This is a genomic window from Paenibacillus sp. V4I9 (assembly GCF_030817295.1).
Lineage (GTDB): Bacteria > Bacillota > Bacilli > Paenibacillales > NBRC-103111 > Paenibacillus_E.
Genome location: NZ_JAUSZE010000001.1, coordinates 3,357,504 through 3,371,827, shown reverse-complemented (window position 1 = coordinate 3,371,827; position 14,324 = coordinate 3,357,504). Strand labels below are relative to the sequence as shown.

Genomic DNA, 14,324 nt, shown 5'->3' with positions numbered 1-14,324 from the left:
TTGATATAAAACGAGTTTGTGGCTTTTTCGTTTTATGGGGTAGGGAGTAAAGAATAAGCGGACCGCTTGATTGTGACACAAACCCTATGTAGTTTCTTGTCGTGTGACAAGAACATTATCTCATTCCCGACGGATTGCAGTGACCTTAATGATTAAGCTAAAGGGCAGGTTAGTTCGAATTATGTCTTGTTAAATGGCCATCCAGTGTAATACTTAATTTGCAATGAACATCAGACCGCAACGCTTCATTACTTTGTGGCATTATGGAGTTTCACCGAAGTCGAACCATTTGGTAACACGTTTTACTTTGGTAAAACCTAGGTAGGTATACCGAATCGTGACTTCTTGAAGGGGCTCTTCGTCGTACCGAACGACGACTCCGTAATGGATGGGTGTTTGCTTATTCGAATTCACTTTACTTGCAAGAATGGTTCGAATCTCTTGATCGGATAATTGCGATTGGATAGAAGCGTCATGCAAATCCATAAGTTTAGTCGCAGGGTCTGTCTGATCCCCCAAAAATTGCACAAGGCGGCCGGAATTATAGGTAATGCCAAGTTGAACGCGATTCGGCATCTTCTCGCTATTGACAGTCACGCTTTGAATGTCGATATCCGATTCGCTCCTATTGACAACTTCAATGGTATAAACCTTAAAATTGCCGACTGGGTCCGTATATACGGTCAAACCGTTATCATTCAACGGGTCTGCACGATGATACCAAATGATAACTGCAATCACAACCATGACAGTCAAAGCGCCAATCATAGCTACAAGTCGTGAAATACCCGTAAGTCGTTTCAATGGCAACCCTCCAGCAAAAGTTATCTCATCACCACCATACCATATTTCCCCCTTAGGTTACGATCCTAATGTCGACTGGTTTATTATCGCCAAAGGAATGGCTGCCGATTTCTAAACTCCCATGAAAATTAAAAAGCTCTGGTTCTTAAAAAACGGCAAATTAAAGCAGACCCAGGAAAACACTTTTTAAAAAAAGGCTGAGCCTCTGCTCGATCATAATGGAGTTGGGTGGTAGTAAAGCGACTTTCTTCGAAAAACAAAGGTAAGGCTGGTGCAACCAGTCAAAAAGGATTAATCTCTCATAAGTGCTACCCATATTGGGTGCTACAGTCTGTGATGCACCGTGACGGTTGGAGTCAGACTAACGGTTGGGCTCTAATGGCACCATAGTTTATAGACCTTCTTCTCCAAGCCATAGTAGAAGTATTGACAGATTTTATCCATTTTCATCCTCTGTGGTGCAGCGCTGGTCTTGCGCTGCATGAACGGCTAACGGGCAGATTTGCTCAACAAACTATGCAGGATAGCGAAAAAACTTTGCAACCTTTAAAATGATTACAAACGTCTATTATGTAAGACGTAAAGGAGGTTATCAATTGAAAAAACTTTGTTTATTATTCCTGTTAATAGCATCACTTTTTCTTAATGCTTGTAACAACAAAGTCGAACCTAAGCAATCTCCATTAGCGGAAACTAATAAATCCAGTTCAGCGGAACTTGTAGGTTATATTACCAAGCTTGAAAATCAAAGAGCCTTAGTGGTTAGTCCGATAAGTAAAGAAATAAATCAAACGATAAAAGAGTTCTACGATGCAATATGGGTTTCAAATATGCCCCAAGATGTAGAGGTTGGACAATACGTTAATGTATGGTTTGAAGGTGCTCTGGCTGCTTCTTACCCAGCTGGAGGAAAGGCGTCGAAGGTCAACATTTCCAAAATATATAAACCTAAAAAAGCAACTTTATCTCAAGAGGAAGTAATACGTAAAGCACTTATAAATAAGGATATTTCAAGTGTAAAAATACTTGTTATCAAAAATGTGATTTATGATGAAAAATCAGCGGTTTGGACTATTCGATACAAAAGTGCAATTCTTACGGATGGTTCAATTGAAGAGCATAGTATACAAGTTCCAGATAAATAACATTAAGCTAACGCAGAACTATAGTTGAGCGGAGGGCTCGCTCGCGGTTCCTCTTCTGATCATTGATGCAACGAGCAGAAATCTATAACAAATTATTCTGGATAAAAAAAGAATAATCTGATAGTATAAGGAAAATTTAAGTGGGGTGGTTATTAAGTGAAGAGAAAGATTGGTTGTTTGCATGCCCACTACTCTAATATTGAGTATATTCAAAAAGCTATTGCTTCAAATGATTTGGAGTTAGTACACTTTGTCGACCCAGGCTTAATGAGTAGAATCGCATCAGATGAAACTTTTGATTTAACAAAAGCCCAAAACAAAGTAAATGAGCAGATTGAATGGATAGCCAGTACCAAGGTTGATGCAATTCTAATTACATGTACTAACTACATTGCTCTTCTCGACGATGAACAACTTAAGACATCAATTCCTATCATAAAAATTGACGAGCCGTTTTTCCATTATGTTTGCAGTAAAACAGAGCCACAAGTACTACTATTTACTAATCCAGCAACAGTCGAAGGAACGATGAAAAGGCTTAATGAATTTGCAACTACACATGCTAAACCAATTAATATCGACGTACAAATCATAGAGAATACATTCGAGCTAATAATGCAGGGGAAAAAAGAGCAATATGTAAACGAATTATCTAATTATATTAAGGGTTTGCTTATCTCTAATCAAAACAAGATCGTCTCTGTCGCTCAATTATCTATGGTCGAAACTGCCGAAAAAATTGAGTGTGAAATGGGTGGTGTGAAAATCGGAAATCCATTGAAAACATTAGTAACCCATATTGAATCGAGTTTACAAGGTTTATTCAGCTAACGGAAAAGTATGACAAGTTCTGCTATAAGCGCCTAACAGCGTGAAAAGCAGGAGATTACAATGAGTAATCTTAACTTTACAACCGAGGATGGGAATGACGGAACCATGTATCCCGAAACCATCCCGCCAATACTCCTGCACGCTTCATGACTAACAGGTCATATGGTGTGAAGTACAGGTAGATTCGGCAGAACGAAGGCTGGAGCCATTCTAAAAAAAAAGGTATGCCAACGGATATGCCGCGCGGCTGAAAAACTGGATATGGTGAGAATGTTCAAACAGACTGAACTGACGAACTTCCGAATGTACAGGTCTAAAGTTAGAGCATATGGAAACATATGCACCATCAAACGATGTGGTGAGCGGCGTAGAGTAAGAATTTTTCCTATGAAATACGCTATGCTGAACAATGGCGGCATTGGTCTCACAGGCTTAGAGGAAGCACCTAAGTCCAGAAAGAATAGCTAGGATGTAAGGGACTTGGAAAGCAAGGGACGTTGCAACAAGGGCTGTTACCCAAAACGGTTGTTATAAGGCACATGCCGAAATACATTAATCCTTGTGAGGGCAGGGGCACGACTGGTGAAACTCCTGTAATGGGAGTGGAGGAACAGCCCCAAGTCTAACTGAAAAGAAAGATTGTTTTCCAAGCGTGAATTGCACCGATCAGGTAGGAACGTGGGGACATCAATGGATGCCACAGTGCAAGCTACTAGGATGACTTAACGGTCCATATCCTTGAGTAACGAGGAACTTATGATCTAGTAAAGTCAGTTAGAGGGAACGCGGAGTGCTGGGAAATTGTGCGCCATGTCATTCCTGACCTGGAATTATTCGAATATCGGATCAAAGCTCTTGGAAGTGCTTTGAGAACAACCTCCTTACCTAGACTCGAAAGGGCGAGGGGACAAGAGCATGGAGGGAACGCAGAGAATATTTGAAAGCTGTTTAAGGTATTGCTTTGCTAGTTCTGTACAATATGGTTAAAGCTAAATTGCTTGAACTTCAATCACCAGTGATGGAACAGTACATTCAGGGATACACAGCTTAAATACTCCCTGCCCCAATATACTCAAATACTAGTTTCGTTTGAGGAAATCCAAGATTGCGGGACGTTGAGCAATGAGCTCAATTAAGGTAATGAGTGAAGAACCTAAGTTGTACTAACGTTTCGGATAGGAAGAACATGGGATTCCCTAAGGGAGGCGACTCCTATGGGAACGGAGTTTCCGTAGTACCCAATGTAGGTCTGTAATGGATTCTGCACAGATGGACTGTAATATGTGCCATTGACTCAATTACTGAGTAGGGGAAGGGAGACAGGTAATTATGATATCAATTCTTGGAGGTATGCGAAATGCAGGAAGCCGAAAAAGTTTTGAATATCATCAGCGACAGAGGTAAAAGGAACCTTCCACTTGAAAGAATCTACCGCATGCTTTTTAATCGAGAACTTTATCTAATTGCATACCATAACATCTATTCAAATAATGGTGCGATGACCAAAGGAGTCAACAGTGAGACCGTTGATGGAATGTCACTAAAGAAAATAGATGACATTATATCAAGACTCCAAATGGAAACGTACAAATGGATGCCAGTTAGAAGAGTTTTTATTCCAAAGAAGAACGGAAAAATGCGTCCGCTAGGTATGCCATCATGGTCAGATAAGCTTTTACAAGAAGTTATTCGATTGATTCTCGATGCTTATTATGATCCTCAATTCAGCGACAGGTCGCATGGTTTTCGTAAAAACCGAGGTTGCCAAACCGCACTCGAAACAATTCGAACTAACGGTTGGAAAAGTGTTAAATGGTTTGTAGAAGGGGATATTAGTGACTGTTTCGGGAGCATAGATCATGATATCCTCATTCAGATCATTGGCGGAAAGATTCTAGATAATCGATTCCTTAGATTAATCAACAACCTATTGAAAAGCGGATACATAGAGGAATTTAAACACCATACCACTTTGAGTGGCGCACCGCAGGGGGGCATTCTTAGTCCATTACTATCTAACATCTATATGGATCGCTTAGACCAATTTGTTGAAACTACGCTAATGCCTGAGTTTACAGTTGGTGTTAAACGTACTGAGAACAAAGAGTACGTACGACTGAAAAACCAAATCAGGAAATTTCAAAGACATAAAGATTGGCAAATGGTAAAGCACATAAGGAAACAGTTTCAGGCTATGCCTTCCAAAGATCCGAACGATCCGTACTTTAAGCGACTTTACTACGTACGGTATGCTGACGACTGGTTATTAGGAATTTCAGGAAGTAAGGAAGAAGCGATAATGATAAAAGAGCGAATTCGTGAATTCCTTATTAAAAACTTGAAACTATCCCTTAGCGAGGAGAAAACTTTGATCACCCACGCTAAGACTGAAAAGGCTAGATTCCTTGGATATGACGTACACGTATTGCATTGTGATGCAAAACATGACGATCGTGGACAGCGTAGTATAAACGGCGCTATTGGCTTAAGTATTCCAGATGAAAAGATTAGAAACAAGGCTAAGAATTATATGTCCAATGGGAGAGCAACACACCGCAAAGAACGAACTATTAACGGGGATTTCGACATTATCAGTCAATACCAATCTGAATTCCGCGGTTTCGTTCAATATTACCTCTTGGCGTACAATGCCCATAAACTCGCGAAGTTAAAACGGACGATGGAACTTTCTCTTGCTTACACGTTAGCTAACAAGCATAGAACCACTATTAATAAAGTCTTTGCTAAGTATGGAAAATATCGCAAGACCAAAGATGGTGAATACAAAGTGCTACAGGTTGTTGTTGACCGTGAAGGGAAGAAGCCATTAGAAGCATACTTTGGAGGCATCAGGTTAGGTTACCAGAAAGACATTCGTATTGAAGATGCCCCATTGATTGGCAAAATCTTTGTGAAGAGAAGCCAGTTAGTGCAGCGACTTCTTAATGACACTTGCGAACTTTGCAGTTCGAAAGGAAACATTGAGATACATCATATTCGAAAACTAAAAGACCTAGCCCAAAATGGTAGAAAAGATAAACCAGAATGGATGAAACGTATGATTGCTATGAGTCGGAAAACACTAGCAGTTTGTGGTACATGCCACATTTTAATCCATTCAGGTAAATACCAAGGAAAGAAAATCGCTGATTTATAATTACTGGCGAGCGGAGTGCATAGGAAACTTGCATGCTCCGTTCTGGGAGGGGATGTTGGAAAAGTGCTATCTTCGGGTGGTAACTCGCTGGCTTCCTACTCTACAGTACGCTCCGTGTGGAGCAGGTTGCGCCTTGAAAGCTCAAGAAACACGTGTTGCCTGAGAAGGCAACCAGAATAAAGCCTAACCAGCAGTTCTGCACCGAGTCTTGCGTGGTGCATGGTAACATGTACGACGAAGCGTAGACAGGAAGTGAGTAGGCCGGAATCAAGTGAAGAGGACAATTAGCCCCGAAATACACGAAATCGAAGCAGCCGATCTTATCCTGCTTTGGAGAAGGCAGAAACAACATTTCCGTTAATGGTGAGGAAATGTTGTTGCTTCCGGGGTTCGTACCTACGGCATGCTACCAACGGGTTTCTTGGGAACAAGGGAGGTCCGGCGGTTTCCGTACCAATGTGCGGATAGGGTTGAACAAGCCTACAAAGCGAGGGATACTTGATGACTTGCCGGAAGTCTTACTGACTGATAGTACTCCGAGGTAGGGAGAGCCTACTACATGGGGAAGCGGTCAGCAGAAATGGAATCTTTCTAAGGCAACATGGGCTCCATATAAAGGGAGGACTCAGGCCTTCATACAACGGAAGGGAATACCTAGTCATGACAACGGGATTGGAAAGAATAACAGCAAAAGCACGAGAAAATGCGTCACTTCAATTTACTTCTCTTACTCACCATATTTCTAAAGAACGAATCTGGGACTGCTTACGACACATTCCCAAACGAACAGCACCGGGAGTAGATGGAATTACTCAAGAGGAAGCTATGAAAACCTTTGAGGTCTGGGGAGATGAAATGCTCACAACCATCCATCGAAAGGGCTACCGCCCACCTGCTGTACGTAGAGTTTGGATACCGAAACCGGGAAAAAAGGAGAAGCGGCCGTTAGGTGTACCGGCTGTAGCTGATCGCGCATTACAGCGATGCACAGCCGAGGTACTATCTGCCATCTATGAACAGGACTTCTTGAATTGTTCCTTCGGAGGTAGACCGGGGAGAGGACAACACAACGCTCTCGCGACGTTAAACGAGATCATAAGCGGAAAGAAAGTAGGGTGGGTACTCGAGGCAGACCTTAAGAACTTCTTCGGAAGCTTAGATCATGAATGGATGATGAAATTCGTGGAACATCGGATCGGTGATCCGCGAATCCTCCGTCTCATTCAGCGTTGGCTTAAAGTCGGTGTTTTAGAAGACGGAGTCATTCATACTAGCGAAGAAGGAACTCCACAGGGAGGCTCGATCAGTGTTCTATTAAGTAACCTATATCTACACTACGTGCTGGATCTTTGGTTTGAGAAAGCGATAAAACCCCGCTTAAAAGGTGAAGCCTATCTTATACGATATATTGATGACTTCATTGTCTGTTTCCAATACCGAAGAGACGCTATCCGATTTCAGGAAGCACTTGAGAGAAGGCTCTGCAAATTCAAACTCCAACTAGAACCGAGCAAAACCAGGCTAATTGAATTTGGACGGTTTGCAAGCAGACATGCTAAGGAAAAGAGTAAGAGAAAGCCAGAAACGCTTTACTTTCTAGGATTTACGCATTATTGCACGCGAAACCAGAAAGGTAATTTTATGGTGGGACGTAAAACAGAGAAGAAGCGATTGAAGCGAAGTATTGGGAAAGTGCAGGAAACCATGAGGACATTTCGTCATGAACCTATGAAGACCCAAGCAGCTAAGGTTAACCAAATATTGCGAGGACACTATGCATATTACGGTATGACAGGTAACATAAGGTGCCTTATCAAAGTGTACCAAGCAACTGATAACTACTGGAGACGAATGCTAAGCAGTCGAAGCCAGAAAAGTTATGTATCTTGGGAGAAATTCGATCAACTAAAGTTGAAGTTTCCACTGTTGCGACCGAAGATTTTTATCCCGTCTGATCGGATAAAATCTTACGCCATGCTGTGAAACCATTTCTGAAGAGCCCGGTGCGGGAAATCCGCACGCCGGGTTCTGTGGGGGTTCGGGCCACCAGTTGGGTGGCCTCTCTACCCGAAGAAAAAGCTGGAGATAGCATCAAACGCTTACCTATTGTTACCGATAGTTTGAAGTAAATTAGGCGTTCACTCTATGGAGTGAACGCTTATTATATTTTCTTGTATTGAGGAAGTCCTTAGTCGTATGGAAGCAAGTCAGTCAACCCGGGGGGTGATTAAACGGGGTACAAGAAAGTATGCTTTGACACTCATACTCTCACAGCTATACAGCAATTACGCCATATACAAGAAGGCTCCGTAGTAAACAGCCCACACTTCCTGGATATAAGGAAGATGGGCGTTTTTATTTATTGCATTTACTCGTTGATGATCTTCATTTTTTCCAAGGATTCCATCGTCAGCTGTTTTGCCTTCGTTCCGCTACCGGCTACATTAGTCGCGAAAACCCAGGTATCCTTATTTGTTTCAATATATCCTACATACCATCCCAAGCCCATATCCGACAATCTTGTACCTGTTTTGCCATGTACGGTATATTCGTCTTGTTCATCATCGATCATGATTCGTTTGACCGTCTTCATTGTTTTTTTCTGAAAAGGTAAATCCTCTTCCACCAGTTTTTCCATAAATGCTGCCTGCTCCTGAGCGGAGATCTTTAAGCTGGTGTTCAGCCAGAAGGTATCGATTCCACCTGTTATGTCTCGATTGCCGTAATCAATTTGATTAAGATAATCCTCCATAGTTTCTTTGCCGATATCGCGGGCTAACTCCTGATAATACCAAATAGCAGAATGTCTCATGGCGGAACCCAGCGTATGATCACGGTTCCAAACCTGGAACTCTCTCTCGACACCGTCCCATCTCTTAATGTCGTATTCATCGGCTACGGCTTTCACTTCCAGTCCGATTAACGCATTCGGAACTTTAAAGCTTGACTCCGGGGTGAATCGCTCCTTGCTTCTTTCCGGATTATAAGCATATACTTTATCTGATTTCAGGTTTTTGATTACTAGAGTCCCTTGGTTAGCATGGAAGACATCTTCCAGTTCAAGAGTGATGATCTTCGGATCTGCATAGGCATTCGTCGTGAACGTGATGAATACGGCAGTAAGTAGAGTAGCAACAGAAAACAAAAGACCTTTTAACCTCTTCATTTACATCACTCCTATTAGTATCAAATTTTTCGGGAAAGATTTCGATGGCCATCGAACAACACGGTCCCCAATCCAACATGCATCTTGTAACCATGAGTCTACTTAAATCGGTATAACTTGTAAATCAAGTTTTTCTTGGTTTGTACCTGTACAGATAGAAGGGGGAGCGAACAAATTGATCTATGCCGTGGTCATGAACTATATTGAAAAACAAATCGAGGAAGACGAATTAAAACCGGGGAACAAACTGCCGTCTATCAGGGCTCTGGCCGATCAGTTCTCATGTAGTAATAACACGATCATAAAAGCTTATTCCGAATTGGAAAAGAAGCATATGATCTATTCCGTTTCCAAGAGTGGTTATTATGTTGTGGAACGTTATCATTCCCGTAAACCCGGTCAGATGGATGCGAGAACCATTGATTTTCTATCGGCCGGTCCTGACAAGAATGCGATGCCCTATCGAGATTATCAACACTGTATCAATCAAGCCATTGAAGTATATAAAGAAGAGATGTTCACTTATTCGGATATCCAAGGGATATATTCGCTGCGAGCGGAGCTAGCCCGGCATTTGCAAGATCTTCAGGTTTTTACTGTACCCGAAAGAATATGCGTGGTTTCCGGTTCGCAGCAAGCACTCCATCTGTTTGTTATGCTTCCTTTCCCCAACGGAAAAAGAGATGTCTGTGTCGAACAGCCCACTCACGTCAGCTTAATCGAATCAATCAAGCTTCAAGAAGTCACGGCATTCGGGGTTGAAATAACTTCGAAGGGAATAGACATGGAGCGCTTGGAAAATCTGTTCAAATTCAAAAATATCAAGTTCTTCTACACGGTCTCAAGGTTTCAAAATCCAACCGGATATAGTTACTCGAACGCGGAGAAACGGAAAATCGTGGAGTTGGCTAGAAAGTACGACGTCTATATCATCGAAGATGATTACATGGGGGACCTTGATTCCAACATGAAGCAGGACCCCATGTTTGCTTACGATCCATCAGGAAGAGTCATTTATACCAAAAGCTTTTCCAAAGTGATGCTTCCTGGTTTGAGACTGGGTCTCGCGGTTATTCCGGATTCCTTGCGAGCGTCGTTCTTACGCGCCAAGTTTGCTACGGATTTACATACACCGGTGCTCACACAAGGGGCTCTGGAAATTTATCTTAAAAGCGGTATGTTTAAGGCTCATATTCAACGTATGAGGTCGATCTACAGCAACAAAGCAACATTATTGCAAAAAGCTTATAAAGAGTACTTGCCGCCTTCCGCTGCATATTCGGGCTCCCTATCCGGTTTTTACTCGACAATCAGGTTACCAAATCCACTGAATGCAAAGCAATTTATTACGCATATGAACAAGGAAAATGTATACTTGGACGACGCAAAAAAGATGTATCTTCCTGAATTTGAAAAAGAAACGTTAATTCGATTGAGTGTTTCTCAAGTGGAGGAGGAAATGATCGGCATCGGAGTCCAAAAAATTGCTGATGGTATCAAGGAGTTGTTGAATACGACATCGTTGTTTTCCCATAGCTCCAATTAATCTGTGTAGGTTGATGGCAGGTCGGTAGCCTGTTGAGCTAACGGGCAGGATAATTGAAACGTTAATTGACAAGAACTCGTAATTAAAAAGCATACTGAATGAAGGGTGGAGCTAAGCCTGTACGAGTACAAATATGTAGAAACTTCATTAGGTGGATTTTTCTCATCCGCAACACATCGAGACACAATAGATGAACATGCGAAAGACGGTTGGAGATTAGTGCAGGTATTACCGACACATTATAATGGTCATGGAAAACCGACAGATTATGAAATTATTTTTGAACGGGTTATTCAAAATGAGTAACTAGTTACCCACGAGGCTGCCGCGGATCGCACGGTAGCCTCGTTAGGCTAAAGGGCAGGATAGTGGAATAAAAAGCAAGCACATATACTAACTTCTTCCATACACAAAACGTCTATAACTTGAAACCATTAATATAATGCAGAATAGCTTCGCGATGAGGAATGTGAGATACGATTTTCAGACCTGAATTTATTGAGCGTGTGGAGATGAAGTTTCTGAAGAAACAGAGGAAACTGAGAAGCAAATTTTAAACTTTTTGGCTAACCAGTCTACTTCGATCTAATTTGGTTTGCTTAAAACAATATAGGATGATGTGATATGCAAAGGTTTGTTTGAATAAAAGAGAAGTTTCATTTAAGGCACAATCAAGCGACTAACTAAGCATCATCAAACGATGATGCTTTTCTTATGCTCTGAGAACGTGTAGGAATCATGGCATAGTTTCGGGATTGAGAGAAAGTCGTCAATAAAATAGGAAATATATTCCTTTGAAGTTTCTCTTTTTTTTATTCATATTTTTCATGTAACATTAAGTTATTGCGAGAAATCCGTAAGAGTTGTAAAACGAATATTAAAAGGAGGACTGAAAAAATTAAACTTCCTCTACAGGAATATTTGTCCAATAAATTAATGTATAATATCCTATGCCTGTACAAAAAACGATAGGGGATAATCATGCTACAATCAACCTTAGGTATTTCTACACTTTCCTTTTTTATGGTCGCACTTTTATGTCCCATTCTTATTTGGGGGCTACGGACGTTAAAACTTACCCAACCAATTAGAGCGGAATTACCTCCTGACCATCAAGCCAAACGTGGAACTCCGTTAATGGCGGGTCTTGTACTTTTAACAGGCATATTAGTAACCACTCTGACCAGACCAGACCCATTAACATTATTCCTTAATACCACCTTCATCTTATTCAGCATAATAGGGTTTATTGATGATTTTAAAAAGGCTTATTTTCAAGACCCTTCTGGTGTTTCAGGAAAAACAAAGCTAGTCCTTCAGTTTACTTTTACTGGTGTACTCCTTTGGTATCTGATTAGTACATATTCCCTTAGTCCGAACATAACAATATTTGGTGATTATTCATTAAAACTTCCCTTTCTATTTTACTTAATAATAATGGTGCTCTTTATTGTCGGTTCAGCAAATGCGATTAATTTTACCGATGGATTAGATGGTTTACTTATTTCTGTAGCTATTCCAACATATTTTTTCTTCTTTATAATTTCTGACAAAATAGGCGTTCAAACATTCTCATTGGTAATGATTGGTTGTTTATTAGGATTGTTTTTCTATAATATATATCCTGCTAGAGCCTTTATGGGTGATACTGGTTCTTTGGCTATTGGTGGTTCTTTAGCTTTTATGGCTATAATTGAAAAAGTTGAGATATTAATTCCCATCTTATTTTTTATATATTTATCTGAACAACTATCAGTTATTTTACAGGTTTGGTACTATAAAAAAACCAAACTTCGTATTTTTCGTATGGCACCTATCCACTATCATTTTAGCCTGAAATATGGTTGGAGTGAAAACAAAATTGTTATGATATTTGGCTTCATTTCATGGGTATCTACTTTGATATGTTTGTTGTTATGGAAATTTATGTTTTTAGAATAATAAATGTAAAGCATCTAAGTCCCGTTCGGATTGGGCAAATCCCTTACTGCTGCGATGATATCAAGTAATCCACGGATAAGCCAGTCGATGAGTCAATAGATTAAAGTCAATTGTTATTGCACTAATGCAGAACGTATGTTTAATTTTGTTTTGGAGGTTAGTAGTTAAACAGATTCCAATTTGCTGAATTTGTACATCTGAAAAATACTGGATTTTGATGGATGTCAGGATTGAGAGGGAGTTTTAAATGCCTAGGAGGGAAGTTTCAGCTGGTGGAATTGTTTACCGTAAACTAGGAAACAATTTTCAGATTCAGCTTATTCAAGACCGGTATGGTAAGATTACTTTTGCTAAAGGAAAGATGGAATCCGGTGAATCCATTGAGCAGACAGCACTCCGTGAGATTGCAGAAGAGACCAATATCATTGGGAAGATAATTGAGCCACTTTCAATTATCTTTTATAACTATGAGCATCCAGAGCATGGATTAGTAAATAAAGAAATCCATTATTTTTTGGTCGAGGCTTCTCAGGGGGCTCTCAAAGCACAAAACGAGGAGATAAACAGCGTAGATTGGTTCAATGCTGATAATGCCTGGATGCAACAATGTCAGAATGGTTATGACAACAATATTGAAGTACTGCATAAAGCTCTTGAACGCTTAGGAATCAAATTATAGGTAATATTTCAACAAAAACGATAGTTAAACAATAAGAAAAAAATGGCTACCGAGGATTGCTCGGCGGCCTATTACGAACGGGCAGTATAGCACGGTGGCAGCTTGTGCTTAAACGGGATAACGGCATTAGCTATTTTAATGTTTTTAAAGAATACCCGTTTACTCATTCTCACTTGCATATTGTTGCTGTTACTCTATGTTGTTACGATGGGCAGCATTGACTGGTATTTGTATAAACGACTTGATGAAACCGACTATTTTATTACCTGCTCGTTTATTGTTTTCGCATGCATCGTCAGTGCTTTAATAAATTTCTACCAAAGGCACGCAGGGATACATTGCAGCTGTACGAGCAATTGAAGCAGTCCCATGAACAATTGCAGGAGTATGCGCTCAAGGCGGAAGAGTGGGCGGCAACGAGGGAAAGAGTGCGAATTGCCCGAGAAATTCATGATACGGTAGGCCATAAACTGACGGCATTGTTGGTCCAAATGCAAGCGGCACGCAAGTTAAGTGCAGTAGATTCCATACGCAGCGAGCAAGCCTACCTGGAATGCGAGGGATTAATCAGGTCTTCTTTACAAGAGGTCCGACTGTCGGTAAGGGATATTCGAGATGAACCTATTAAATCTACTTCTTTACATAATAGCCTTAAAAATCTATCAGAGGAGTTTACCAAATTTGCAGAAGTTCAAACTGATTTTAAAGCGGATGGGATACCCGTCGCAATAACTAGCGATCTTCAATTGACCGCATATCGAATCGTGCAGGAATCGCTAACGAATGCTCAGAAACATGGACATGCGAAAAAAGCTGCAATCTCGTTGTCTTATTCCGACACCGGTTTTTCTCTTTGCATAAGCAATGACGGAGAAGTGCCTGAAGAACTAAAGCCGGGATTTGGAATAATCAATTTGCAAGAGCGAGTGCGGGAGTGGAACGGAAAGATGCTTTTTAGGATGGATCCCATCACGGGCTTCGCTAATGAAGTCACATTCCCTTATCCCTTGACGAATACGGAGCGTGAAAAGAATTGAGGATTCTTATTGTTGACG

11 protein-coding genes are annotated in these 14,324 nt (G+C 40.9%); 9 read left to right on the top strand and 2 right to left on the bottom strand.

From position 1 onward, the window contains the following. Positions 1-261 precede the first annotated feature (261 nt). Positions 262-804 (bottom strand): hypothetical protein, encoded by a 543-nt coding sequence (locus tag QFZ81_RS15725; RefSeq protein ID WP_307442812.1) that lies wholly within the window; start codon positions 802-804, stop codon positions 262-264. Between the two features lie 596 nt (positions 805-1,400). Between QFZ81_RS15725 and QFZ81_RS15720 the strand changes: the two genes are divergently transcribed. The 4 genes from QFZ81_RS15720 to ltrA all read left to right on the top strand — a co-directional run bounded on the left by QFZ81_RS15720 (position 1,401) and on the right by ltrA (position 7,920). Continuing rightward, a complete protein-coding gene (locus tag QFZ81_RS15720; protein WP_307603463.1) occupies positions 1,401-1,949 on the top strand; it encodes a DUF3221 domain-containing protein in 549 nt (182 codons plus the stop codon). Positions 1,950-2,105: 156 nt separating this feature from the next. Beyond that, complete coding sequence (locus QFZ81_RS15715; protein ID WP_307442815.1) at positions 2,106-2,780, top strand: aspartate/glutamate racemase family protein; 675 nt, start codon at positions 2,106-2,108, stop codon at positions 2,778-2,780. A 1,357-nt stretch (positions 2,781-4,137) separates the two neighbouring features. Beyond that, entirely contained in the window at positions 4,138-5,937 is a 1,800-nt protein-coding gene (locus QFZ81_RS15710; protein WP_307603461.1) for a reverse transcriptase/maturase family protein, read from the top strand. A gap of 660 nt (positions 5,938-6,597) precedes the next feature. Continuing rightward, complete coding sequence (gene ltrA, locus QFZ81_RS15705) at positions 6,598-7,920, top strand: group II intron reverse transcriptase/maturase (RefSeq protein WP_307603459.1); 1,323 nt, start codon at positions 6,598-6,600, stop codon at positions 7,918-7,920. 385 nt (positions 7,921-8,305) lie between these two features. Here ltrA and blaOXA read toward each other — a convergent pair whose 3' ends face one another. Further along, complete coding sequence (blaOXA, locus tag QFZ81_RS15700; protein ID WP_307442818.1) at positions 8,306-9,103, bottom strand: class D beta-lactamase; 798 nt, start codon at positions 9,101-9,103, stop codon at positions 8,306-8,308. Between the two features lie 175 nt (positions 9,104-9,278). Here blaOXA and QFZ81_RS15695 point away from each other — a divergent pair, with 175 nt between their 5' ends. From QFZ81_RS15695 to QFZ81_RS15675, 5 genes are all read left to right on the top strand, one after another. Next, positions 9,279-10,649, top strand: coding sequence for an aminotransferase-like domain-containing protein (locus QFZ81_RS15695; RefSeq protein WP_307442820.1), 1,371 nt, complete (start codon positions 9,279-9,281; stop codon positions 10,647-10,649). 105 nt (positions 10,650-10,754) lie between these two features. Further along, positions 10,755-10,955, top strand: coding sequence for a DUF4177 domain-containing protein (locus QFZ81_RS15690; RefSeq protein ID WP_307544425.1), 201 nt, complete (start codon positions 10,755-10,757; stop codon positions 10,953-10,955). Positions 10,956-11,630: 675 nt separating this feature from the next. After that, positions 11,631-12,590 carry a phospho-N-acetylmuramoyl-pentapeptide-transferase gene (gene mraY, locus QFZ81_RS15685; RefSeq protein ID WP_307442823.1) on the top strand — a complete coding sequence of 320 codons (960 nt, stop codon included), beginning with the start codon at positions 11,631-11,633 and terminating at the stop codon, positions 12,588-12,590. 247 nt (positions 12,591-12,837) lie between these two features. Beyond that, complete coding sequence (locus tag QFZ81_RS15680; protein WP_307442824.1) at positions 12,838-13,269, top strand: NUDIX hydrolase; 432 nt, start codon at positions 12,838-12,840, stop codon at positions 13,267-13,269. 338 nt (positions 13,270-13,607) lie between these two features. Next, entirely contained in the window at positions 13,608-14,306 is a 699-nt protein-coding gene (locus QFZ81_RS15675; protein ID WP_307442826.1) for a sensor histidine kinase, read from the top strand. The last annotated feature ends 18 nt before the right edge of the window (positions 14,307-14,324 follow it).

Excerpts from the sequence above, each read along its gene's own strand:
- ltrA (WP_307603459.1), top strand. The coding sequence starts at position 6,598 with ATGACAACGGGATTGGAAAGAATAACAGCAAAAGCACGAGAAAATGCG.
- blaOXA (WP_307442818.1), bottom strand. The coding sequence starts at position 9,103 with ATGAAGAGGTTAAAAGGTCTTTTGTTTTCTGTTGCTACTCTACTTACT.
- QFZ81_RS15680 (WP_307442824.1), top strand. The coding sequence starts at position 12,838 with ATGCCTAGGAGGGAAGTTTCAGCTGGTGGAATTGTTTACCGTAAACTA.
- mraY (WP_307442823.1), top strand. The coding sequence starts at position 11,631 with ATGCTACAATCAACCTTAGGTATTTCTACACTTTCCTTTTTTATGGTC.
- QFZ81_RS15710 (WP_307603461.1), top strand. The coding sequence starts at position 4,138 with ATGCAGGAAGCCGAAAAAGTTTTGAATATCATCAGCGACAGAGGTAAA.